We start from the raw sequence: 23253 nt of genomic DNA, 5'->3' as shown, positions 1-23253 counted from the left end.
CACGACGAGCATACGCTCCGAGTGAACGGCTACTGTGAAGCGGATGTGAAATCCACAGGCAGGCTGAAACCGATGGTCGCTCCCGAGCGTGGTGGGCTCGCCGCCCAGACCCTACCCCCGTGGAGCTGCACGAGGTGCTTCACGATCGCTAGGCCCAGTCCGCTCCCGCTGTTGGAGCGCGAGCGGTCGCCCTTGTAGAAGCGCTCGAAGATCCGGTCCAGGTCGTCGGACGGGATCCCCGGCCCGGTATCGCTGACGGCGACACGCACCTCGGTCGCCGTTGCCTCCGCGCTCACCGTAATGCGCCCGCCGGGTGGGGTGAACTTGATGGCATTGTCGAGGAGGTTGGAGAGCACCTGGCCGATCCGCTCCGGATCGCAGGAGACGACTGGGAGCTCCGCGGGTAGGTTGGTCTCCAGCTCCAATTCCTTCGCGCGGGCACGCGGCTCGAAGCGAGCTAGCGCCTGCTGGATGAGCGCCGACAGGTCGGTGGGCACCCGATGAAGGGGGAGCTGGCCGGCCTCAGCACGGCTGAGCTCGAGGAGCTGCGTCACCAGACGGGTAAGGTGATCGACTTCCGTGGCGATCCGGTTGAGGAAGTCGCGAGCCACTGCTGGGTCATCGAGCGCGCCATCGAGCAGGGTCTCGACGAGCGCCTGTAAGCCGGCTAGCGGAGTCCTCAGGTCGTGCGAGACATTGGCGATGAAATCCCGCCGGATCGCCTCGGTGCGCCGTAGCTCGGTGATGTCGCGCAGAATCAGTGTTACCATCGGCCCGCTCGGGCCGGGCAGCGACGAGGCCAGGGCCTGTACCGTTCGCCGCGGGCGCCCGAGCTCCACGAAGCGGCTCGGTGGGCTCGTAACCCCAGCTGCGGCGGCGCGAATCAGCTCGTCCAGCTCGTAGTCGCGCAGCACCTCGGGGTACGGACGGCCGATCGCCCGGCTGCGCCCGGTGCCCAGCAGTTCCTGCGCTGCCCGGTTGAGGAGCCTGACCTTGCCCTCGGCATCGATGATGACAATGCCGTCGCTCAGGTGCTCCAGGATCCGGTGAAGCCGCTCGCGCTCCGCCTCGGCCAGTCGTCGCTGCTCTCCAGACACCCGGAGCGCCTCGTCGAGCTGCGCGCGCAGCCCCTCCAGCGGGTCGGGCAGCGAGACCGGCTCTCGTAGCGGCCGCACCTCAGCATGGTGCGCAGCGAGCTGGCGCTGGAGTGCCTGCACCCGAGCCGCGAGCTGGCGACGAGAGCTCCAGCGCATCGCCAGCACTGCTGCGAGCGCACCGAGCGCGGCGGCAAGCGCGAGCGCCAGGATGCCCCCAGCCCCCGGCGCCAACTCAGGAAGCAGCATCGGAGCGGAGAGCAGCAACGGAGAAGGCACCCGTCCACCTCGGCGAGACAGCCATCGCCTCAGCACAATCGTAGAAAATCGAGCCCGCCGCCAGGTTGCCGGCCCATGAACAGGGAGACCGGCAGCCGGGTCAGCGCGTCTCCTGGGCCAGCTTACGAGGTCGCACGTGGCGAGAGGCGATAGCCGATTCCTCTCACCGTCTCGATGAGCCGCGGATGACGCGGATCGTCTTCTAGCTTCTCACGCAGCCCGTGGATATGGACCGCCAGCGTCCGCGTATCGCCATAGCCATCGTAGCCCCAGACCGCGCGCAGGAGCCCATCCGAGGTACAGACCCGGCCCTGGTGGCGAGCCAGGTAGACGAGCAGGTCGTACTCCTTCGGTTTGAGCGCCACTTCCTGTCCCGAGCGCCAGACGCGACGTGCCGCCAGATCGATCGTCACAGGACCGATCGCCAGCCGCTCGGGGGGTATCTCCCGATCGCGCTGGAGCTCCTCGATCAGCAGCGCGCGGCGGCGCAACAGGGCTTTGACTCTGGCCAGCAGCTCCCGCATGGAGAACGGTTTGGTGAGGTAATCGTCAGCCCCTAGCTCGAGCCCGACGACCCGGTCGACCTCGTCGTCCCGCGCCGTGAGCACTAGGATCGGCACGGAGCTGGTGCGCCGTACCTGGCGGCAGACCTCGAAGCCGTCGATGGTGGGGAGCATGATGTCGAGGACGATCAGGTCGGGCTGCTGGGCGGCGAGCGCGCGCAGCGCGGCCTCGCCATCGGCGAGCGCGACGACGTCGTACCCGGCCCGCCGGAGGTTGTAGGCCACCGCGTTGCTGAGGCTCTCATCGTCTTCGACCAGGAAAACCGTCGCCATTGCCTCGCCCCAGCTTCATCACGCCCAGCGAACAATTCTAGCGCAGTACCGGAATGCCCGTTCTCGTCGCCGGCACTGCCACAATTGCCCGGCTTCCCGGCCGCTGCTAGGATTGCCGCCGGCTCGGGAAGGGGTCGGGATGTCGTCGCCGGACATCGGCTACTGGCTCGGCTTCCATCTGGTTCCAGGGGTCAGCGCCGGGCGGCTCGAGACGCTGATCGCCCGGTTCGGTAGCCTGGAGGCAGCCTGGCACGCGAGCCCAGCAGCGCTGCGGCAGGCCGGCTTGCCGGAGCGGGTCGTCGAGACTCTGGTCGAGAAACGTCGCCAGCTCGACCTCGGGCGGGAACTGGAGCGGGCGCGGCGCAGCGGCGCGACACTCATCCCGCTGGCTGACGACGCCTACCCGCGCCTGCTCAAAGAGATCGCCAGCCCGCCGCTCGTTCTCTTCGTGCGGGGTGAGCTCAGGGCCGAGGACGAGCAGGCCGTCGCACTCGTCGGCACTCGCCGACCGACGGCGTACGGCAAGGACGTCGCTCGCCAGCTCAGCGGCGAACTCGCCTCGCGCGGTGTGGTCATCGTCAGCGGGCTCGCCCGCGGCATCGATCGCGTCGCGCACGAGGCCGCGCTCGACGCCGGAGGCCGGACGATCGCCGTCCTCGGCAGCGGCATCGATGTCATCTACCCGCCAGAGCACGGGCGGCTAGCCGAGCGGATCGCCGGGCAGGGCGCGCTGGTGACCGAATTCCCTCCCGGCGAGCAACCGGTGGCCAGGAACTTCCCGGTCCGCAACCGGCTGATCAGCGGGCTCTCGCTGGGCGTGGTGGTCGTCGAGGCGCCGCGCAAGAGCGGGGCGCTGATCACCGCCAACTTCGCCGCTGATCAGGGACGAACGGTCTACGCCGTCCCCGGCCCGATCTTCTCGCCGATGAGCGCGGGGACGCTCCAGCTCTTGCGCGAGGGAGCGACGCCGATCGGCTCAGCGGAAGATATCCTCCGGGATCTCCGGTTGGAGGCCCGCCAGCTCACGCTCGAAGCCCGGGCCGCGTTGCCTGCCTCGCCGGAGGAGCGTGAGATCCTGGCACACCTCAGGCCAGGCCCCTGCCATATCGACGACCTGGCGGCCCAGCTCGGCCTCGGCATCAGCCAGGTCAGCGCACTGCTCATGCAGATGCAACTCAAGGGGCTGGTGCGGCACCTCGGCGCGCAGCACTATGCCGGAGCCTGAACCTGTGATGGCTGACCCGGGTCGCCGAGTGGCCGCCGTGGTATCCTCCTTGCTCCGACACGGGCCACCAGCAGTTGGCGAGCATGGTAGGCTGGGTGGCGGAGGCCCGGTCAGGTAAATATGGATAAACCGTGAATCGGTGGCTACGGTGATCACGCTCGGACAGGCCCGGTGAGGAAGACCCGAGCGGAATAGCGATCCTTCAGACTCATGCCGAATCTGACGAATAGTCTGAGGTAGAGAACGTACGGGTAGGATGGCAAAGCGAACGACGAAATCGACCGGAACGAAGAAGACGAGCAAGCGGGCCACGCAGCCGGCGGCACGGCGACAATCATCGAGCGGCGGCCAGGCTACGACCGGCAACGGCCGGAGCAGCGGGGCGCTCGTCATTGTCGAGTCGCCGGCGAAGGCCAGAACGATCAGCCGCTACCTGGGGCAAGGCTTTACCGTCAAAGCCTCCATGGGCCATGTGCGAGATCTGCCCAAGAGCAAGCTGGGGGTCGACGTTGAGCACGGCTTCGCGCCGACCTACCTTATCCTCCGGGAGAAGGCGAACGTCGTCAAGGAGCTCAAGGAGAGTGTGCGCAAGGCGCGGACGCTGATCCTGGCAACCGATCCCGACCGCGAGGGTGAGGCTATCGCCTGGCATCTGATCGAGGCGACCAACGCTCAGGACAAGCCCGTGCGCCGCATCGTCTTCCACGAGATTACGCCGGAGGCGGTCAAGACAGCGTTGGAGAACCCGCGCGACATCGATATGCGGCTGGTCAACGCTCAGCAGGCGCGCCGCGTGCTCGACCGGCTGGTCGGCTACGAGATCAGCCCGCTGCTCTGGCGCAAGGTCAAGAGCGGCCTCTCGGCCGGGCGGGTGCAGTCGGTGGCGCTCCGCCTGGTCGTCGAGCGCGAGCGCGAGATCGAGGCCTTTGTCCCTGAGGAGTACTGGACGATCGAGGCTGAGCTGGCCAAGCTGAGCAATGGCGCTGGCGGGCCACCGACGTTCACCGCGACGCTGATCCGCATCCGGGGCGAGAAACCGGTGCTGAAGGACGAGACAGCAGCCCGGACAGTGGTCGCCGAGCTGCAGGCAGCCAGCTTCTGGGTGCGAAGCGTGACCGAGCGGCAGAAGCAGCGCCGGCCTTCCCCGCCATTTACCACCAGCACGCTGCAGCAGGAGGCCTCGCGCAAGCTCCGCATGCCGGTGCGGCGCACGATGCAGATCGCCCAGGAGCTCTACGAGGGGATCGACCTCGGCCCCGAGGGTAGCCAGGGTCTGATCACCTACATGCGCACCGATTCGACGAACGTGGCAGCGGCCGCGCAGGCACGGGCGCGCGACGTGATCGCGGCCCGCTTCGGACAGGAGTATCTTCCGGAACAGCCGCCCGTCTACAGCCGGAAAGCCAAGGGGGCGCAGGAGGCGCACGAGGCGATCCGCCCCACTGACCCGGCACGCGACCCCGAGTCGGTCAAGCCGTACCTGAGCCAGCCCCAGTACCGGCTCTACAAGCTGATCTGGGAACGCTTCATCGCCAGCCAGATGCGGAACGCGGTGTACGACACTACCACCGTCGACATCGCGGCCGGAGCCCGGCCGGAGGATGCGCCTTACCTGCTGCGCGCCACCGGCTCGATCGTCCGCTTTCCCGGCTTCCTCGTCGTCTATCGGGAGGGTCGCGACGAAGAGACCGACGACGAGCTGGACCAGCGGCCACTACCGCCGCTCGAGCAGGGGGAGGCGCTACGGCTGATCGAGCTCAGGCCCGAGCAACACTTCACGCAGCCGCCACCGCGCTACACCGAAGCGAGCCTGGTCAAGACCCTGGAAGAGTTGGGCATCGGCCGGCCCAGCACGTATGCGCCGACGATCGAGACGCTCAAGCAGCGGCACTACGTCACCATAGAGGACCGCAAGCTGATCCCAACCGAATTAGGACGCGCCGTCAACGACCTCCTGGTCGAGCACTTCCCGGACATCGTCGATGTCGGGTTCACGTCGCGGATGGAGGAAGAGCTGGACGAGATCGCCTCCGGCGAGCGCGACTGGGTCCCAGTGCTGCAGGAGTTCTATGGCCCCTTTCATCAGACGGTCGAGCGGGCCGCGGAGTTGATGCCCCGGGTGCGCATCGCCGACGAGCCGACCGACGAAGTCTGCGAGAAGTGCGGGCGGCCGATGGTGATCAGGCTGGGGCGCTATGGGCGCTTCCTGGCGTGCACCGGCTTCCCCGAGTGCCGCAATACCAGACCGCTGCTGGAGAAGATCGGGGTGCGCTGCCCGGCCTGCGGCAGCGGCGAGATCGTCGAGCGTCGTAGCCGCAAGGGGCGCACGTTCTACGGCTGCAGTCGTTACCCCGAGTGCGATTTCGTGAGCTGGGAGCGACCGGTCGCGGAGCGCTGCCCGCAGTGTGGCGGCTACATGGTCATGAGTGGCCGCCGGCAGCAGAGCGTGCTCCGCTGCCCGGCCTGCGGCCACCAGGTGAACCTGGCTGAGACGGCCGCCCCCGACTCGATCGCCGGGATCGTGGCCGAGGAGGAAGCGGCCGGGCGGGCATGAGGCGTCATCCCGGTACCTCCAGGCTCGCCCCAGCGAGGTAAAATTATGAGGTTACGGCCACGGTGGCCGCGCGGAGAGGTCACGGGGCGCATGGGTGTAGCCACCACCTGGCATGGGACAACGATCCTGGGCGTGCTCCGGGACGGCGTCGTGGCGGTCGCCGGGGACGGGCAGGTCACCGCCGGAGACGTCGTGCTCAAGCACCGCGCGCGCAAGATCCGCCCGCTGTTCGATGGCCACGTCGTTGCCGGATTTGCCGGCGCGGTAGCCGACGCGCTGACGCTGTTCGATAAGTTCGAGCAGCACCTGAAGGCCTGGGACGGCGACCTGCGCCGAGCGGCAGTGGAACTGGCGCGCGAGTGGCGAACCGATCGCTACCTGCGGCGACTAGAGGCGCAGCTCCTGGTGGGTGATCCCGGCCAACTCCTGCTGCTCTCCGGCGAGGGAGACGTGATCGAACCGGACGACGGGGTGGCGGCCATCGGGACCGGGGGACCTTACGCCGCTGCGGCGGCTCGAGCGCTTCTGCGCCACACCGGCCTTACTGCCCCGCAGATCGCGCGAGCGGCCATGCAGGTGGCCGCGGATCTCTGTATCTACACGAACGACCAGGTGACACTCATCACAGTGCCACCGGAACGACAAGAGTACGAGGCCGATGATCGCTGAACAGAGCATGACCACGAACGTCACCCGTATCCCGACCAACCGAGCGCTGTTGACCCCGACTCAGATCGTAGCCGAACTGGATCGCTACATCGTCGGCCAGGAGCAGGCCAAGCGCGCTGTCGCGGTCGCGATCCGCAACCGCTGGCGCTGGCAGCAGCTCCCGGAGGACGTACGACGCGACATCGTCCCCAGAAACATCCTGATGATCGGCCCTACTGGCGTAGGGAAGACTGAGATCGCCCGCCGGGTGGCGAAGCTGGTCGACGCGCCCTTCGTCAAAGTGGAGGCGACCAAGTTCACCGAGGTCGGGTATGTCGGGCGCGACGTCGAGTCGATCGTCCGCGAGCTCGTCGAAGTCAGTATCAGCATGCTGCACGGCGAGCGGCTGGAGGCGGTCCGCGACGAGGCGGCGCGAGCGGCCCTCCAGCGACTGGCCGACCTCCTGGTCGAGCAGCGCCAGCGGCGTCAGATCGCTGAAGAAGACGAGGACGAGGACGAGCGCGCCTCTTCTGATGAGGCGGCAACCGAGCGGCGCAAGCGACGGGCGGCGCTCAAGCGCCGGATGAACCGCCAGCGCCAGCGCCTGCTCGACCTGCTGAACCGCGAGGTCCTGGAAGACGAGACGATCGAACTGGACCTGGAGGGAGAGTTCGACGTCTACTTCACGCCAGCCGACGGGAATGGCGCTTTGAGCCTGGAGGAGCTGCAGGACACCTTCACCGAGTTCCTGGAGAGCTTCCACTCGCGACGCCGGACCCGCCGGGTCTCGGTCCGCGAGGCACGCCGCATCCTGACCCAGCAGGAGGCCCAGCGTTTGGTCGACTTCGATGCGGTGGTGGAGGCGGCGATTAAGCGAGCCGAAGAGAGCGGCATCATCTTCATCGACGAGATCGACAAGCTGATCAGCCGCGACGGCGACTACGGCCCCGACATCTCCGGCGAGGGCGTCCAGCGCGATCTACTGCCCATCGTAGAGGGCTCGGTGGTGATGACCCGCTACGGCCCGGTCCGGACAGACCACATGCTCTTCATCGCGGCCGGCGCCTTCCACAACGCGAGCCCGTCCGACCTAATCCCGGAGCTGCAGGGGCGCTTCCCGATCCGGGTTGAGTTGCAGCGGCTGAGCGAAGAGGACCTCTACCGGATCCTCACCGTGCCTGAGAACGCGCTCACGCGCCAGTACGCCGAGCTGCTCCGGGTCGAAGGCGTGGAGCTCTCCTTCACCGAGGACGGTCTGCGGGAGATCGCCCGGCTGGCGGCCGAAGTGAACGCTCGAACGGAAGACATCGGCGCTCGCCGGCTGTCGACCATCATGGAGCGAGTGCTGGAGGACGTGTCCTTCAACGCGGCCGAACTCGGAGGCCAGGAGGTGCGCATCGACGCGGAATACGTCCGATCGCGCGTCGGCGACATCGTGGCGGACGAGGACCTAAGCAAGTTCATCCTGTAAACTGCGGCCGGAGCGGCCTGAGGCAAAGGGTCGTTCCGGCCGGCCCTGCGCGATGGGGGACGGCGGATCGGCGACGGGGAGGTCAGGGTGGGGAACCCGAGCAGGCCGATCGAGCGCATCTCGGTCTTGATCCCGGTCTACAACGAGGAGCGCACGATTCTCGAGCTGATTCGGCGGGTGCGGGCTGTCGAGCTGCCCTACCAGCGCGAGATCGTCGTCGTGGATGACGGCTCGACCGATGGCACCAGGGAGGCGCTGGCCCAGGAGGCGGAAGGCGCGAGGGATCTCAAGGTCATCTATCACGCCGTGAACCGGGGCAAGGGGGCTGCCGTCCGCACCGCGCTCACGGCGGCCACCGGCGATGTGTTGATCATCCAGGATGCCGACCTGGAGTATGACCCGCGGGACTATCCAGTGCTGCTACGGCCGATCGTCGAGGGGCGAACGCAGGTCGTCTACGGTTCTCGTTTCCTCGGTGAGCACAAGGCCATGTACTTCTGGCACGCCGTCGGCAATCGCTTCCTCACGCTGGTCACCAATCTGCTCTACGACACCACCCTGACCGACATGGAGACCGGCTACAAGGTCTTCACCGCCGAAGTTGCCCGCCGGCTTCGCCTGCGCAGCGATCGCTGGGGATTCGACCCGGAGATCACCGCGCAGATTCTCAAGCGAGGCTACCGCATCTACGAAGTCCCGATCGCCTACAATGGGCGCGAGTACTGGGAAGGCAAGAAGATCACCTGGCGCGACGGGATTACGGTGCTGGTCACCCTGCTACGCTGTCGCTTCCTGGACTGACAGCCTTCCGGTAGGATACCCGGCAGGGAGTACGCCATGGGGATTCCGGCCGCGATCGCGATCGACTTCGGCGGCACCAACATCCGGGCGGCGCTCGTCACGGCGGAGGGTTCCCTCCTGCACCACGTCAGCACCCTGACCCGGGTGGAGGAAGGGGTCCAAGCAGTCGTCGAGCGAATGATCGACCTCGCCGAGCAGGTGATCGCTGCCTCCGGTGCCGGTCCTGAGATCCCTGTCGGCGTCGTGGCGCCGGGCCCGCTCGATCCGGATGCAGGGATCATCTATTTCGGGCCGAACCTGCCTGGCTGGCGCAATGTGCCACTCCGGGCGATGCTCGCCGAGCGGCTAGGCCGGCGCATCGTGATCGGGAACGACGGCAACGGCGCAGCTCTGGGCAAGGTGATGTTCGGCGCGGCGCGCGGCTGCCGTCATCTCATCCACGTGATGATCGGCACCGGGTTCGGGAGCGGCATCATCTCCCACGGCCAGCTCATCGAGGGGTACCGGGGGCTGGGAGCCGAGGTCGGGCACCTCTCAGTGAACCCCGATGGCCCACGGTGTCACTGCGGCGGGATCGGCTGCCTGGAAGCTTACGTCAGTGGCTGGGCTCTTGCCCGGGATGGCGAGGCCCTGGCCCACTCTGGGCGGTCAGAGGCACTTCGCCGGGCGGCTGCTGGAGGGCCCGTGACGGCTGAGCTGGTAACAGCGGTCGCCCAGGCCGGCGATGCGGCAGCGCGCAGTATCTTCGAGAATGCGGGGCGCGCTCTGGCGGTCGGCTTGGCCGGACTGGTCAACGTCTTCAACCCGGAGCTGATCGTCATCGGCGGGGGAGTGGCTCAGGCGGGTGACCTGCTCCTTGACCCGCTCAAGCGCTGGCTGCCACACTACGCCATCACGTACATCGTCGATCAGGTGCGCATTCTGCCGTCGGCGCTCGGAACCGATGCCGGGATCTACGGCGCGGCAGCTCGAGCCTTCCTCGTCACCGGCGAATCTCCCCCTGGGGTCGTGCGGCTCGACTGAACGTCGCGTGTCGGCCTCAGGAGGTGGCCGCGGCAGCCGGGAGATGCGAAAGGGGGCGCGGGTGAGGCCACCGCCGATGCCTGACCGCCCACCGACAGTGCCAGGCCACCGGCTGACCCGGCGCCGGCTGCTCGGCTGGATCGGAGCGTTCGCTGCCGTCTCTGGCAGCGCTCTCCTCGTCTACCGGGAACGGCAACGGGTTTCTTCCCCAGCGCCCACTGCAGAGCAGCCCGTCGTGTCGCCGTCCCCGAGGGTCACCACGCCGGCTGCTCCACCCCCATCTCCCACGGCAACCCCCTCGCCGTCTCCTACTCTTTCCCCACCTGTTGTGTTCTACCAGGGTGGATTTCTCGAAGACCCGCTGAGCCACGACTTCAACGCAAACGCCGGCTGTGGCGGCGACCCCGAGTTGTTCGGCGGCCTCGTTGCCCTCACCCCGGACTATGAACCCGTGCCGGACTGGGCAGAGTCCTGGCAATCGAGCGGCGATAGCCGGCGCTGGGTGTTCACCCTGCGCCGTAATCGCTCAGGCTGGTCGAACGGCGACCCGGTACGAGCCCAGGACTTCGTCTGGTCGTGGCAGCGGATGCTAGCGCCGGAGACCGGGGCTCCACAGGCCTCGCTGCTCTTCGACGTCGTCAATGCGCGGGCCGTCAACCAGCAGGGGGCTGACCCGGCCTCGCTCGGCGTGCGCGCGCTGGACGACTGGACGCTCGAGATCGAGCTCGAGCACCCGAGGAGCTACTTCCCGATCCTGCTCGGTCTACCTGGCCTGCTTCCAGCGCACCGCCCGTCCGTCGAGACGTGGGGCGATCGCTGGACCGAAGCCGGACACTGCGTGTCCAACGGACCCTTCCAGCTCGCGAGCTGGGAGCATGGCCGCGCCTTCACGCTCAGCAGGAACCCGAACTACTGGAATCGCGACCTGCGGATCGATCGCTGCGTCACGCCGATCTTGCCTGCCCAGGAGGGATTGGTTGCCTACTTTCGCGGCGATCTCGACCTGGTCTCCGTCGCTGCCGGTTCGCTGAGCTCGGTCGCGCTCGACCCGGTGCTCGGCCCGCAGCTTGTCCGGCCGACCGAGCCGGCCATCTGGATCCTCGTACCGAATACGCAGCGGCCGCCGTTCGACCAGCTCGCAGTGCGCCGCGCGCTCGGACGGGCGATCGACCGGCAGCGCCTGTGGCAACTGGTCTACGGCGCAGTGACACCAGCCTTCTCCCTGATCCCGCCCGGGATCGCCGGCCACCTGGACGAGAGCGACGAGATCCTGGCCGGCCAGCGGTTCGACCCTGACGCGGCGCGACGGCTGCTGGGTTCGACACCGTACACAGACCCCGCAGCCTGGCCGCCCGTGACACTGTCGGCTCGTGAGGGGATGGGCACGCCGGAGCGGACACTGGTCGAGGACATCGTCGGCCAGCTCGCTGGAAACCTCGGCATGCCGCTGACGCTTCGCGAGGTGCCCAGCCAAGAGTGGGAGACAGTGCTGGAACGAGGTGACTTCCAGCTTCTCTGGCTCCGCTGGGACTTCCCCTACCCTGATCCCAGCGCAGCCTATGCCGTCTTGTTCGCCAGCGAGCGCCGGCAGATCCAGGGGCTGGGCTGGGCAGATCCGAACTTCGATGCCTTGATCCGCCTCGGCGATCGGGAGACCGATCGCCTGCGTCGATTGGCGATCTACCGCCAGTGCGAGCGCATCCTGCAGGAGCAGGGGATCTACGTACCGGTCGGCTATCCAGCGGCAGCCCTTCTCGTCAAGCCCTGGGTTCGCGCTATACCGCGCAACCGCCAGGGCGACCCAGTGGGCCCGAACCGACTCTTCAGCCGGTTCAAGTGGTACGTGTGGCTCGGCGATCGCCAGGGCGGATAGCGGGGCAGCTCGATCGCCCGCGGACCCGTTGTTTTCAAGCCATGCACGGGGTGATACGATGGGGAGGCAACGGCACCAGGGCGGTGCGCGAAGAGCTGGCGAAGCCGCCGCAGTGGAACGGTAGTGCATCGAGGAGGGTCACGTGAGCAGCGGGCACCCGACATACCTGTGGTGGAACGGCCGGCAAGTCCGGTGGGAAGAGGCGACCGTCCACGTCACCGAGCTCGGCTGGTCGACGGTCGGCGCAGTCTTCGAGGGGATCCGGGCCTACTGGAACGAGGAGGCCGGCGAGGCCTACGTGTTCCGGCTGCGCGAGCATCTCGAGCGGCTCTCGCGCTCGATGAAGCTGGTGCGACTGGAGCAGAAGCACTCGATCGACGAGCTGACTGCGGCGATCCTGCAACTCCTGCGCGACAACGACTGCCGGGAAGATACCTACATCAACCCAGTGGCGTATCGCGGCGCGGGGCCGCGGAGCTTCAGCGGTTTCAGCTCCGATTCACAGATGTTCATCGCCACCCGCCCGATGCCGTCGCACCTGCTAACGGGCAAGACCGTCAAAGCCCGGGTGAGTTCCTGGCGACGCATCTCCGACGATGTGATGCCGCCGCGCGTCAAGAACATCTCGAACTACCGCAACAGCCAGCTCGCCTCGATGGAAGCGGCGCTGGACGGATACGACGTGGCCATCCTGCTCAACACGCAGGGAAAGGTCGCCGAGGGGCCGGGAGCTTGCCTGATGCTGGTGCGTGACGGCAAGCTGATCACGCCCGACCTGACGAGCAGCATCCTCGAAAGCATCACCCGGGACGCGCTGATCCAGCTCGCGCGCGACGAGCTCGGGCTAGTAGTAGAAGAACGGACGGTCGACCGCACCGAGCTCTACATTGCTGACGAGGTCTTCCTCTGCGGCACTGCTGCCGAGATCACACCGATCGTCGAGATCGACCACTACCAGGTCGGCGAGGGAACGATCGGCCCGATCACGCGGCGGCTCGAGCAGCTCTTCCATGACGTGCTGCGTGGGAAGGATCCGCGCCGGGCCGAATGGCGAACCCCGGTTGGACTAGCCCAACTGGCACGCGCCTGACCTCGCCGCAGGGACGCAATCGAGCCGGGCCCGGTCTGGTTGCGCGCTACGACCGGGCCTGATGTTCTGTGTTCGGCGCTCTCGACGCCGCAGCCGCTCACCCGGCGGACGAACCGCTCAGTATTGCCTCCACCGCAGCCAGCGTGGTCACCGGATCCGACAGGTCTGGCAGCACCGCGTCAGCCCCCTCTGCCTCGAGCTCGCGGACGCTGTAGCGACCGGTCGCCACGGCAAGCACTCTGGCCCCAGCAGCACGCGCGGCAGCGATGTCGCGCGGCGTGTCGCCGATGAGGACGACGCGGTGGACGAGAAAGCGCACGCCGTAGTGACGCTCGGCCTCAGCGCACGCCAGCCATACCAGCTCGCCGCGCGTGTGCGCCTGGTCTCCATAGGCCCCGACTGGGAACAGCCCGTCCACGCCGGCAGCCGCCAGCTTCGCCCGCGCCACGGTCCGGGCGTTGCCGGTCAACACGCCCAGCGCGTAGCCCGCATCGGCGAGCGCGAGGGCCGACTCGACTGCTCCTGCGAGCACCCAAGTCACCCGATCGCCCGCCAGTACGCGCCCAGAGTAGTGCTCCCCCATCCGGCGCATCACCAGGGGGAGCTTCGCCTCGACCTCGACAGGGGTAATGCCCTCTCGCTCCAGGGCCAGCCGGGCGATCTCGCTGTCGAGCATCCCGGCCAGCGGCACCCCGTCCAGGTCGATCGGCCGTCCGAAGACTTCGGTCATTGCCTCGACGAAGGCCCGGGCATGCTCGCGATCGCCAGCGCGCAGCAGAGTACCGTCGATGTCGAAGAGGACGAGGCCACGCATCATCCCGCCGCCACCCTGTCGGCGCTCCTGGCATGGCAGAAGCGGGTCACGATCTCGAACAGCGCCCGAACCGCGAACTCGAGCGTCGAGATCGAGATGCGCTCGTCGTGCGCGTGTGCCAAATCGAACTCCTCAGGGTGGTCGCGCATCGGCATGAACCCGTAGACCTTGATCCCCGGGAGACTCTTGGCATCGGTGCCTCCCGGCACCAGGTACGGCACCACCTCGCTCCCTGGGTCCAGTTCCTGCATAACCGTTCGGATCGTGTCGAACAGCGGCGAAGCAGGATCCGCCTCCAGCGCGATGCTCCGGCTGGTAAGCTCGACTTCGACGAGATCGCCGAGGAGAGCCTGAACTTCGGCGACGAACGACTCCGGGCTCTGACCGGGAAGGATCCGGCCGTCGACGTCGACCGTGACCTCCGAGGGGATCACGTTGATCCGATGCCCGCCCTGGATGATCGTCGGTACCGCGGTGTTGCGGGTCATCGCGTAGAGCATCCGCCGCTCGGGCTCGTTGAGCGGCAGCCTCGCCAAGTTATCCCAGGTCGGTTCACGCATGACTGACTCGACCTGCCGCTCGAGCTCACCACCGACCTTCTGCCCGATCGCCCGCAGCATCCGCTCGACCGTTCGGGTCATCACCGTGGGGAAGGTGTGGCCGGTCAGCGCCACCACCGCCTGGGCAGCACGGCGCATCGCCGTATCGGGCAACGGCATCGAGGCGTGTCCGGGTTCCCCGCGAGCGGTCAGTCGCATGCGGGCGCCGCCCTTCTCGCCGGTCTGGCAGAGGTAGAAGCGGTGGCCGGCTACCTCGAGCGCTGCGCCACCCCCCTCGTTGATCGCGTACTCGGCGTCGATCAGCTCGCGCCGGTTCTGCCACATCCAGCCGGCGCCGTAGCGGCCACCCGCCTCCTCGTCAGCGAAGGTCGCCATGATCAGGTCGCGGTCGAGGGTCAGCCCTAGCCGCTTCACCAGCAGCATGACCATCAGCTCGCAGGCGACGAGGCATTTCGTGTCGACCGCGCCGCGTCCCCACACCTTCCCGTCGACGATCTCGCCCCCGAAGGGATCGTGTGTCCACTTCTCCGGCTCGACGCTCACGACATCGCTGTGCGCCATCAAGAGCAAGGGGCGCGCCCGGCCCTCGCCACGGATCCTTGCCACCAGGTTGCCCCGGCCCGGCGCGCTCTCGACGACCTGAGCCTCGATGCCTTCCTGCTGGAGCGCGGACGCCAGGTAGGCCGCCGCTTGCGTCTCGTTCCCCGGCGGGTTCACCGTGTTGAAGCGGATGAGCGCCTGCAGGTGGTGCGTCACCTCGTCGCGGATCTGCTGCCAGGAGATCGACATAGCTCCCCACCTTCTCGAAAGCGAACGTACCCGCTCGTATCCTACCGCGTTCCAGGATCGGGGCGAGAGCGCCCCAGAGATCCGGGGATTGCCCTGTCCTACGACGTCCCGCTACGCCACCGAGCCAGGTTAGCCAGCGGGCTCGGTGGCAGGCGGAGCAGCAGTACGGCCAAGACAATCAAGCCGCCGCCGATCGCTTGGGGCCAGCCCAGCCGCTCGCCAAGGACCAGCGCTGCGAACAGCACGGCAAAGACCGGCTCCATCGTGCCCAGGATCGAGGCCAGCGTCGGCCCGACCCTCAGGGTACCGGCCAGGAAGAGCTGCACCGGCATCACAGTCGAGACCGTGACGATCAGGAGCAACAGAAGCCAGCCCGCAGGCGCGAAGGAGACATCGAGCGACCCGGTCGCCACCCCGAAGCTGGCAAACGCCACCGCCATGAACGTCATGATCCAGGCACTGGCGACCGCGACGGCCGCGCCGCGCAGCAGCCGGCTGCTCAGCACGATGTACGCGGCGTAGACCACGCCTGACGCCAGCGCGAAGACCATCCCCCGGGCATCGACGACGTCGATGGAGAGCCCGAGGACGACCGCGCAGCCGAGCACAGCCAGCGCCAGCGCCAGCGCTCGTTGGAGCGTCAGCGGCTCTCTCAGGAAGATGAACGCGAGGAGCGCCACCACCACCGGGTAGGTGTAGAACAGCACAGCGGCCGCCGTGGCCGGCGCGTAGCGCAGGCTGGAGAAGAAGAGCGCGGTATTGCCGATAAAGCACGCTGCCAGCAGCAGGAAAGCGAAGACGTGCCGGCCCGGCCCTCTCGCTTGCCGTCGGATGGCCAGCGTGCCCCAGATGGCCAGCGCCGCCAAGCCGAAGCGGAAACTGAGCAGGGTGGGCACGTTCAACCCGGCCGCGTAGGCCAGCTTGGTCAGGGTCGGCAGCGCGCCGAAGCCGACCGTCGAGAGCAGCACGGCCAGGCTGCCCCAGAGCTGTTCCCCGTGCGCGCTGCTCGCCTCATCCGCGTGCCGGCGCGCACCGGAGAGCGGGCGGGTGCCCACGCCTTTCTCTCTCCTCAGTCACGAACCCTTCCACAGGTACCGCTGTAGCACGGCAGATCCATGCATGTTCCTCGTCATCGGCCACGAGCAGGAAGCTCGGCTACCGCCACGGGTACTGAGGTGGAGGAGTGCATCAAGTGGCCGAACCTTCCCCTTTCCCTTTTACCCTGCCGCGCCGGCCTCGTCGACGTCCAGAGCGAACGGCGCGACATCGGCCACATTGCCCGCGGCGCAGGCCGCGGGATGGCCGCGGGCCTGAAGGAATCGTATCCGCTCGGCGGCAGGCTAGCGACGCCCGGAGAGCGTCATGCCCCGGTCCGCCGAGATTTCGATACAATAGCAGAAGTTGAGACCGAGAGGACGATCCGTGACACTGAGCACCGATGACCTGCACGAGCTGATTCGCCTGCTGGAGGAGCACCCGGAGTGGCGCGCCGAGCTGCGGCGCATTGTGCTGACCGAGGAGCTGCTCGCCTTGCCCGGCCTGACGCGGGAGCTGGCCGGCATCGTTCGCGAGATGGCACGGCTGCAGCAGCAGGCGTTGGAGCGCCTGGAGCGTGTGGAGATAACCCAGGCGCGCCTCGCCGAGGCCCTGACGACGCTCGCCGAAGCCCAGCGCCGCACCGAGGAGCGGCTCGACGCGTTGACAGTCCGCGTCGACGCGCTGGCCGCGCGGCTCGACGCGCTGGCAGTCCGGATGGACGAGCTCGCCGAAGCCCAACGGCACACCGAGGAGCGGCTGCAGCAGCTCACCGCGCGCGTGGATGCGCTGGCCGCCCGGGTCGACGAGCTCGCCGAAGCCCAGCGCCGCACAGAGGAACGGCTCGACTCACTGGCAGCCCGGGTGGACGCTCTGGCCGAAGCCCAGCGCCGCACCGAGGAGCGACTGGAACAACTAGCCGCGCAGGTCAGCGTGCTGGCGGATGCGGTGCAGCGGATGGCCGACGACCTCGGCAGGCTCAAGGGCTGGAGCCTGGAGGAGCGCGCGAGGCGGAAGGCGCACGCCCTCTTCCGAAGGCTTATCCGTCGTCCGCGCCTCGTCTCCGAGGAGCAATTCGCGCAGTTGGTCGACGACGCGCAGGATCAGGGCACCTTGTCTCCGGAGGAGGCGGATCGACTGATCGAGGCCGACGTCGTCGTCAGAGGGCAGCAGCCCGACGACCGGAGCGAGGTATACCTGATCGCCGAGGTCTCTTGGGGCATCGGCGTGAGAGACGTGCAGCGGGCTCGGGACCGGGCGGCGCTGGCGCGGCGTATCGGCCTGACTGCCCAGCCGGTAGTCGTCGGCACCTGGGTGACGCCTGAAGCCGAGCGGCTCATTCAGCACGATGGGACGCTCGTGCTCCTGATCCGGCCAGACGACTGGGCTGCCTAGAGTTCCGCGGACTCGAAAACGGGGAGTGACGAGGTAAGTACGGACGAGCGAGGGGTACTCTAGCCTGGAGCAGGAAGATCCCTTGGAAAGTCTGCCCGGTGGTGGGATGCACCGGCCACAGGATCACTTCCGGCCAAACGGCTGGCATCAGTGGTGAACGGATATCGCGGCGTTGCCTTCAGATCTTACCTCCACAGTCGATGCCGAAGTTCGGCGATGCGCTGTGCGTCCGGTTTGAATCGCGCCATCTCCATACCGCTCACCACCACGTCGAACAGCCCGCGCGTAGGGCTGACTCGGCTGACCCATTGGTCCAGCACGTCGTAGAGCGTAAGGTGGGGAAAGCCGAGCCGCTGCGAGACGCTGCAGGCTTGCTTATCCGAGGAGAGGAAAACTGCATCCGGGTGGTAGCGCTCTACCAGGGTCAGCGCTGCCGCTTCCCCGCGGCCGATCCCATAGAGATTCCTCAGATCTTCACGGCGGGGCAGTTCCTCTAGTAGAAGCGGATCGATAATGAGGCTTCCCTGGTTCAAATGCTGAACGATCTGGGTCGCATTGCAGAGCCATGTACGGTAGCGGTTGAGCGCGTGTGCCTGCTCCTGGAGCTGCCGGCGGGCATAGCGCAAGCCGCGTGCCAGTTCGCTGAGAGAGTCGTCCGGGTCCCCGAGCGGTACAGCGTCCTCATCCCGGTTATAGACCTCGGCCGGGCACCGCATAACCTGGATCCCTAGGGCCTGAAGTAGTATGTCCAAGCCATCGCGGTGAGCGAAGGACATCACGCGCAGCACCACCGTATCGAGAATGAACTCAGGCATAAATCTCCAACGCCTCGGTTGCAGGAGCGGCCTGAGCCTCCGCGAGCTGTTCGAGCCGCTCCTCCAGCTCGATATCGCTCACCCCGAGGAGCTCCGCGGCTCGGCTCACCGAAATCTGCCCCTCCAGAGCTCCACGGTAGGCCAGATCCAGGTAGATGCGAGGCACACGCTCCTCGAGCGGGAGCGGTTGGTCACCGAACTCGTACGGTGCAACCGGATATCCCAGGCTCTTTGCTAGCGCCACCGGCTTGACCGAGCGAAGCCGCTCTTCCGGCACGCCGAGGCCCCGTACCTCTCTCAGGCGACGGAGCATCATCAGGTAGCTGACACCGAAATAGCGTGCGAGGTGGACAACCTCCTCGGGACGCTCGACCTTCTGAATTCGCCGGTCACGCAGCCACTCGTGCAGCGCCTCGGTCGGCACCAAGAAGTGAGAGGCGAAGCGATCAGCGAATCGTTCAAGCGGGTCCTGATCCGAACTCCGGCAGAGGATAGCAGGGCGATCATAGTGAAAGAGTCCGTGGGCAAGCTCGTGCGCCAGGGTGAACGGGCGGCGAGCGATGTGGTGATCCTCGTTCACCGCCACAATCGGACCGAGTTGTGGGTGTATGAAGAAAAGTCCCGAGAGATCGTCTGGCTGCTGACCAAGCGGAACCATGAACACATGGTATCCCTGTCGCTCCAGAAAGCTGCGCACATCGGGTAACGGTGCGTGGCCCACATCGAAGTATCGACGTGCCTTCTCAGCCCAATCAACGACATCGTGCTCACTGAAACCCTCATGGTGGAGCGGCTCAAACGGCGAATGGAATGTGCTCGGGGACAACGTTCCGGTAATGCGGTACAGGTACTCCAGATCTCGGACGCGCTCGATCAGCCTGCCGATTCCTGCCTTACCCTGGATGGAAAGGGTAGGTGTCTTCGCGCGCAGGGACTCTTCCCAATCGTGCCGAATGGTCTTTCCATGGAAGAAGAATGCTAGCGGCACACCATAGAGCCGGGACAGCCGCTCGAGCGTGAGCGCATCGATCCGACGCTTGCCGGATTCGTACTGGCTCAACGCCGCTCCCGTGATGCCGAGTTGAGTCGCTGCTTCCAGTTGCGTCATCCGCGCATACTCGCGAGCACGGCGCAACTGCAGTCCCAGCCGCCCGTAATCCATTACGCGATCTCCATTAACGTAGCGTTACTGCATGTCACCTCACTTGCGAATCTTAACGAGACCAGGATATCATGTCAAGGCAAGAGCGACCAGCCGAAACCGCAGAAGGTACGGAGGCTAATCCGGTGGCGAGGAATACGGGCAAGAACTTCCGCCGTGGCTCGGTACGAAAGCGAAGCCAGGTCTTCAATCCGGCGACGGGGACCTGGACAAAGCGGGACACTCAGACTGGGGAATTCCTCGGCCAAAAGTCCGACGGGAAGCCCTTCAAGGGGATCCGCAAGGAGCGCGGAAAGTAGCCACCTCACTGCAAGGCGCGTCTTCATTGTCGCCACGCTGTCTCGCTCTGGGCCAATCCGAGAGCGGCGATTCTTCGCCCGTACAATGCTCCGGCTAGGGCATTTCCGGCCACAGCCTGCCTCAGCAGGCAAGCCCGCGATCAACCCTCGTGCCGATGATTGAGGCTCCGTCACGATCTAAGCCTCTTCCACAACTGACCCTGGCAGGCACCGCCGGCGACCCCATCCTGTGGTCACCCAAAGGTACCGCCTCACGAGTCCCCCATCGTCGCATCTGGGATCAGGCCAGATAGCCCATCGTAGCGAGAGGCTCGCCCCTCAATACTCGCAGTAGCTGCAGGGGCAAACCCGTCGCGAGGCGGGGGCGCAAAGCCATGGGTCTCTCGGACGATGGGAGATCGCCAGGTTGCCAGCTCTACGAGGACTGAGCCTCCGGTGGCCCAGCCTCCCGGGTATGCCACCGCAGCGAGCGAAGGTGGCAGTAACCGGTGAGGTGAGTGAAGTGACGATCTACCGCCGTTGGCTCGTCCTCTTCGTCGGGATCATCGTGGCGACCCTGCTCGTGCCAGGCCCCGCGAGCGCGGCGTCTCCCACTGGCTACGAGGTCGCTCCGGTCTTCCAGCGCTTCTACGCAGGCTACGGCGGCCTTTCGACCTTCGGGCACGCCATCAGCCCCCCCGTGATCGAGGACGGGCGCCTCGTCCAGTATTTCGAGCGCCAGCGCTTCGAATATCACCCGGAATATGCGGGTACTGAGCACGAGGTGCTGCTCGGCTTGCTCGGCCGGGAGGTCGCCGAGCAGGAGGGGCACTCGTTCTCAGCCGTCGCTCCACTGGATGGCCAGCACTACATCCCGGAGACTGGCCACAACATCGCCCCGCAGTTCCTCAGTTACTGGGAGTCGCGAGGCGGGGTTCGCATCTTCGGCTACCCGATCACCGAGGCCGTCTGGGAGGGCGGCGTGCTGATCCAGTACTTCGAGCGTGCTCGCTTCGAGTACCACCCAGAGTTCGCCGGCACTGCGAACGAGGTGCTGCTCGGCCTGCTCGGCCAGGTGGTCTGGCAGCAGCGCGCGCGAGACGTGCAGTACAGCGCAGTCTCGCTGTCCCAGCAGCTCGCGATCCTACTGAATGAGGCGCGCCAGCAGGCAGGCCTCGCCCCGCTCCAGTACGACCCGATGCTTACCCAGATCGCTCAGCTCCGCAGCGATGATATGGCGAAGCGGAGCTACTTCTCCCACACATCGCCCGAGGGCACCACGGTGTTCGACCTGCTGGGACAGTGGGGCGTCCCCTGGAGCTACGCCGGCGAGACGATCCAGCGCAACAACTATCCGCTCGAGGAGACAGCGGCGGAGGCTGCCCGGTCCTTGCTGGCCAGCCCGGCTCACCACGCGGTGATTCTCGATGGGCGGTTCAGCCGCTTCGGCGTGGCCGAGCAGGTGAGCGCCGACGGGATCCACTACTACACCGTGGTCCTCGTGCAGCCGTGACGAGGGACAGGACCTATGCTGGCAAGTGGCGCCGGGGCCACTTGATTGCGACGGTTTGCCTGCGCGGCTCTACTGGACCATAATCTGAGAGATGTGACTATTCTCGGTCACCGCACGGTGGGGCACGAGCGCGCTCGCTGCTGATCAGCATCGTGACGCCGGACCGGCATCGAAGACGGAGCAGCGATCGTCGCCGCACCGGCGCCAAGCACTGCTGGCCGTGACGACATCCCCTCCCAACCCCCGGAGTTAGAGGAGTGAACCATGCTCTCCGAAACTGAGGCCGTTCTCCGCCTCGTGCTCGCTACCCTCCTCGGTGGCGCGCTGGGGTTCGAGCGCGAGCTCAGCGACAAGCCGGCGGGACTTCGCACGCATATGCTGGTGGCCGAGGGCGCCGCGCTGTTTATGGTTGGCTCGATGCTGCTGGCTCAGGACTTCAGCCAGCCCACCGCTGGCGGGTTGATCGACCCCTCGCGCATCGGCTCGACCATCGTGACCGGGGTGGGCTTCCTCGGCGGTGGCATGATCCTGCGCGCTCGCGATCGTGTCTACGGGCTCACCACGGCTGCCGGTATCTGGGTCGCCGCTGCGATCGGCATGCTGGTGGGAGCCGGCTACTACCTGATCGCAATCGTCGGCACGCTGATCGGCATCGTCACGGTTGTCCTCTTCCGTCGACTCGAGGAGCGGCTCAGCGTGGCGAAGGAATCGGGCCAGCAGGCGATGGGCCGGGCCAGCGACGACGATTGAGCCTGCATCAGCGTTGCCTCAGCCACATCATCAGCTCCGGCTCGCGCGCCACGAGGTCTCCTCCGCACTCGGAGGGTTGACCTGGTTTCGTGCTGCGACAAGTAGTTCGCTCTGGCCGCTCGGCCAGGGGAAGCTCACTGTGCGAACTCATAGCCAGGCAGGGGAGCAGGTAAGATCATGCAGGGGAGATGATAACCGCCGGGAGGCGACTGTGATTCGGATCAAGCGCGTCTACGAGCCACCTGCGGCCGAAGACGGGCAGCGTTTCCTCGTCGAGCGGCTCTGGCCGCGTGGCCTGCGCAAGGACGCAATGCTGCTCGACGGCTGGCTGCGCGAGGTCGCGCCGAGCGATGGGCTCCGCCGCTGGTTCGACCACGACCCGGCGAAATGGGATGAGTTCCGGCGGCGCTACGCGGCGGAGCTGGACGAGCGGCCGGAGTCGTGGCGCCCGTTACTGGAAGCGGCCCGGCAGGGACCGATCACCCTGCTCTTCAGCGCGCGGGATACCGAGCACAACAACGCTGTGGCGCTGAAGGCATACCTCGAATCGAAGCTCGCGTCGGATCAGTCTGGGAGAGGTTGAATCGTAAAGGTTATTCGAGCAGCTCCTCGGGGAGGGCGCGGCCCTCGCGCTCCAGCCAGCGGCGCAGCCGGGCCCGCCGCTCGGCCTCGCTCAGCTTGGGGCGGCAGTACTGCCCTGCCAGTCGCCGCTGGCGCACCGCCTCGTAGAGCGAGACGGCGCAGGCCACCGAGATGTTCAGGCTCCGTACCATCCCCATCATCGGGACCACGACGTTGCCGTCGGCAGCCGCCAGCGCCTCCTCCGAGACCCCCCGCTGCTCGTTTCCGAAGACGAACGCGGTCGGCCGGGTCAGATCGAGCTCGTAGAGGTCATGGCTGTTCGCCGGATCCCCCAGGTACGTAGCGTAGACCGTCATGCCCTGGCTCCGTAGCGCCCGGTAGCACGCCTCGATGCTCGGGTGCACGACGATATCGAGCCACCGCAGCGCGCTGCCAGAGACGTTCTCGCTCAGCTCCGGAAACTCCTCGACGGTGTACACCAGATGAACGGCCAGCACCCCGGCGGCATCGCAGGAGCGGAGTACGGCACTGACGTTGTGCGGGTCGTGCACGTTCTCCAGCACCACAGCCAGGTCAGGCTGACGCCGAGCCAGCACCTCCCGCATGCGCTGGAGTCGCCGCTCAGTGATCGGTCGTCCTGGCTTCCGTTCAGTCATCGCGCCTCCC

At 66.9% G+C, this 23253-nt stretch carries 20 protein-coding genes and 1 riboswitch; of the genes, 12 read left to right on the top strand and 8 right to left on the bottom strand.

Annotated features, from left to right (window positions below; genetic code table 11):
• Positions 1-29: 29 nt before the first annotated feature.
• Both NET02_RS05975 and NET02_RS05970 read right to left on the bottom strand, forming a co-directional pair.
• Positions 30-1373 (bottom strand): sensor histidine kinase, encoded by a 1344-nt coding sequence (locus tag NET02_RS05975; RefSeq protein ID WP_284056471.1) that lies wholly within the window; start codon positions 1371-1373, stop codon positions 30-32.
• A 122-nt stretch (positions 1374-1495) separates the two neighbouring features.
• Positions 1496-2209, bottom strand: coding sequence for a response regulator (locus NET02_RS05970; protein ID WP_284056470.1), 714 nt, complete (start codon positions 2207-2209; stop codon positions 1496-1498).
• Positions 2210-2348: 139 nt separating this feature from the next.
• Between NET02_RS05970 and dprA the strand changes: the two genes are divergently transcribed.
• From dprA to NET02_RS05930, 8 genes are all read left to right on the top strand, one after another.
• Positions 2349-3434: a DNA-processing protein DprA gene (gene dprA / locus NET02_RS05965; RefSeq protein WP_284056469.1), complete on the top strand. Its 1086-nt coding sequence runs from the start codon at positions 2349-2351 to the stop codon at positions 3432-3434.
• Positions 3435-3690: 256 nt separating this feature from the next.
• Entirely contained in the window at positions 3691-5988 is a 2298-nt protein-coding gene (gene topA / locus NET02_RS05960; RefSeq protein WP_284056468.1) for a type I DNA topoisomerase, read from the top strand.
• A gap of 90 nt (positions 5989-6078) precedes the next feature.
• A complete protein-coding gene (hslV, locus tag NET02_RS05955) occupies positions 6079-6657 on the top strand; it encodes an ATP-dependent protease subunit HslV (protein ID WP_284056467.1) in 579 nt (192 codons plus the stop codon).
• The gene (hslU, locus tag NET02_RS05950) at positions 6647-8107 is read left to right on the top strand and encodes an ATP-dependent protease ATPase subunit HslU (RefSeq protein ID WP_284056466.1); all 1461 of its coding nucleotides are present in this window, start codon (positions 6647-6649) and stop codon (positions 8105-8107) included. Before hslV ends, hslU begins: the two co-directional genes overlap by 11 nt.
• Before the next feature lie 87 nt (positions 8108-8194).
• A complete protein-coding gene (locus NET02_RS05945) occupies positions 8195-8908 on the top strand; it encodes a glycosyltransferase family 2 protein (RefSeq protein WP_284056465.1) in 714 nt (237 codons plus the stop codon).
• Between the two features lie 36 nt (positions 8909-8944).
• Positions 8945-9931, top strand: a complete 987-nt coding sequence (locus tag NET02_RS05940) for an ROK family protein (protein ID WP_284056464.1) — start codon at positions 8945-8947, stop codon at positions 9929-9931.
• 61 nt (positions 9932-9992) lie between these two features.
• Positions 9993-11804, top strand: coding sequence for a peptide ABC transporter substrate-binding protein (locus NET02_RS05935; RefSeq protein WP_284056463.1), 1812 nt, complete (start codon positions 9993-9995; stop codon positions 11802-11804).
• A 142-nt stretch (positions 11805-11946) separates the two neighbouring features.
• The gene (locus NET02_RS05930) at positions 11947-12894 is read left to right on the top strand and encodes a branched-chain amino acid transaminase (RefSeq protein ID WP_284056462.1); all 948 of its coding nucleotides are present in this window, start codon (positions 11947-11949) and stop codon (positions 12892-12894) included.
• Between the two features lie 97 nt (positions 12895-12991).
• On the opposite strand, the gene NET02_RS05925 is transcribed toward NET02_RS05930, so the two are convergent.
• From NET02_RS05925 to NET02_RS05915, 3 genes are all read right to left on the bottom strand, one after another.
• On the bottom strand, positions 12992-13708 hold the full coding sequence (locus tag NET02_RS05925; protein WP_284056461.1) for an HAD family hydrolase: 717 nt from the start codon (positions 13706-13708) through the stop codon (positions 12992-12994).
• On the bottom strand, positions 13708-15057 hold the full coding sequence (locus tag NET02_RS05920; protein ID WP_284056460.1) for a M20/M25/M40 family metallo-hydrolase: 1350 nt from the start codon (positions 15055-15057) through the stop codon (positions 13708-13710). Before NET02_RS05920 ends, NET02_RS05925 begins: the two co-directional genes overlap by 1 nt.
• A 98-nt stretch (positions 15058-15155) precedes the next feature.
• A complete protein-coding gene (locus tag NET02_RS05915; protein ID WP_284056459.1) occupies positions 15156-16112 on the bottom strand; it encodes an EamA family transporter in 957 nt (318 codons plus the stop codon).
• A gap of 367 nt (positions 16113-16479) precedes the next feature.
• Between NET02_RS05915 and NET02_RS05910 the strand changes: the two genes are divergently transcribed.
• Positions 16480-17487 carry a coiled-coil domain-containing protein gene (locus tag NET02_RS05910; protein WP_284056458.1) on the top strand — a complete coding sequence of 336 codons (1008 nt, stop codon included), beginning with the start codon at positions 16480-16482 and terminating at the stop codon, positions 17485-17487.
• A 185-nt stretch (positions 17488-17672) separates the two neighbouring features.
• Here the strand turns inward: NET02_RS05910 and NET02_RS05905 are convergent, their stop codons facing one another.
• Positions 17673-18302, bottom strand: a complete 630-nt coding sequence (locus NET02_RS05905; RefSeq protein WP_284056457.1) for a hypothetical protein — start codon at positions 18300-18302, stop codon at positions 17673-17675.
• Positions 18295-19464 carry a helix-turn-helix domain-containing protein gene (locus NET02_RS05900; RefSeq protein ID WP_284056456.1) on the bottom strand — a complete coding sequence of 390 codons (1170 nt, stop codon included), beginning with the start codon at positions 19462-19464 and terminating at the stop codon, positions 18295-18297. The genes NET02_RS05905 and NET02_RS05900 overlap by 8 nt, the downstream gene beginning before the upstream one ends.
• Positions 19465-20094: 630 nt before the next feature.
• Positions 20095-20177, top strand: a riboswitch (cyclic di-GMP riboswitch).
• A gap of 61 nt (positions 20178-20238) precedes the next feature.
• Between NET02_RS05900 and NET02_RS05895 the strand changes: the two genes are divergently transcribed.
• From NET02_RS05895 to NET02_RS05885, 3 genes are all read left to right on the top strand, one after another.
• Positions 20239-21255 (top strand): CAP domain-containing protein, encoded by a 1017-nt coding sequence (locus NET02_RS05895; protein WP_284056455.1) that lies wholly within the window; start codon positions 20239-20241, stop codon positions 21253-21255.
• A gap of 264 nt (positions 21256-21519) precedes the next feature.
• On the top strand, positions 21520-22005 hold the full coding sequence (locus NET02_RS05890) for an MgtC/SapB family protein (protein ID WP_284056454.1): 486 nt from the start codon (positions 21520-21522) through the stop codon (positions 22003-22005).
• Between the two features lie 211 nt (positions 22006-22216).
• Positions 22217-22588, top strand: a complete 372-nt coding sequence (locus NET02_RS05885) for a DUF488 domain-containing protein (protein ID WP_284056453.1) — start codon at positions 22217-22219, stop codon at positions 22586-22588.
• 10 nt (positions 22589-22598) lie between these two features.
• Here NET02_RS05885 and NET02_RS05880 read toward each other — a convergent pair whose 3' ends face one another.
• The gene (locus NET02_RS05880; RefSeq protein WP_284056452.1) at positions 22599-23243 is read right to left on the bottom strand and encodes a TrmH family RNA methyltransferase; all 645 of its coding nucleotides are present in this window, start codon (positions 23241-23243) and stop codon (positions 22599-22601) included.
• Positions 23244-23253: the final 10 nt, after the last annotated feature.

It is taken from the genome of Thermalbibacter longus (assembly GCF_023806485.1).
In the GTDB taxonomy this organism is placed as follows: domain Bacteria; phylum Chloroflexota; class Chloroflexia; order Thermomicrobiales; family Thermomicrobiaceae; genus Thermalbibacter; species Thermalbibacter longus.
The sequence above is the reverse complement of the archived record's forward strand: the minus strand, read 5'-3'. Positions and strand labels throughout refer to the sequence as shown.

Coding starts and splice junctions, on each gene's coding strand:
- NET02_RS05970 (WP_284056470.1), bottom strand. CDS start 2,209: ATGGCGACGGTTTTCCTGGTCGAAGACGATGAGAGCCTCAGCAACGCG.
- dprA (WP_284056469.1), top strand. CDS start 2,349: ATGTCGTCGCCGGACATCGGCTACTGGCTCGGCTTCCATCTGGTTCCA.
- topA (WP_284056468.1), top strand. CDS start 3,691: ATGGCAAAGCGAACGACGAAATCGACCGGAACGAAGAAGACGAGCAAG.
- hslV (WP_284056467.1), top strand. CDS start 6,079: ATGGGTGTAGCCACCACCTGGCATGGGACAACGATCCTGGGCGTGCTC.
- hslU (WP_284056466.1), top strand. CDS start 6,647: ATGATCGCTGAACAGAGCATGACCACGAACGTCACCCGTATCCCGACC.
- NET02_RS05940 (WP_284056464.1), top strand. CDS start 8,945: ATGGGGATTCCGGCCGCGATCGCGATCGACTTCGGCGGCACCAACATC.
- NET02_RS05925 (WP_284056461.1), bottom strand. CDS start 13,708: ATGCGTGGCCTCGTCCTCTTCGACATCGACGGTACTCTGCTGCGCGCT.
- NET02_RS05920 (WP_284056460.1), bottom strand. CDS start 15,057: ATGTCGATCTCCTGGCAGCAGATCCGCGACGAGGTGACGCACCACCTG.
- NET02_RS05905 (WP_284056457.1), bottom strand. CDS start 18,302: ATGCCTGAGTTCATTCTCGATACGGTGGTGCTGCGCGTGATGTCCTTC.
- NET02_RS05900 (WP_284056456.1), bottom strand. CDS start 19,464: ATGGATTACGGGCGGCTGGGACTGCAGTTGCGCCGTGCTCGCGAGTAT.
- NET02_RS05890 (WP_284056454.1), top strand. CDS start 21,520: ATGCTCTCCGAAACTGAGGCCGTTCTCCGCCTCGTGCTCGCTACCCTC.
- NET02_RS05880 (WP_284056452.1), bottom strand. CDS start 23,243: ATGACTGAACGGAAGCCAGGACGACCGATCACTGAGCGGCGACTCCAG.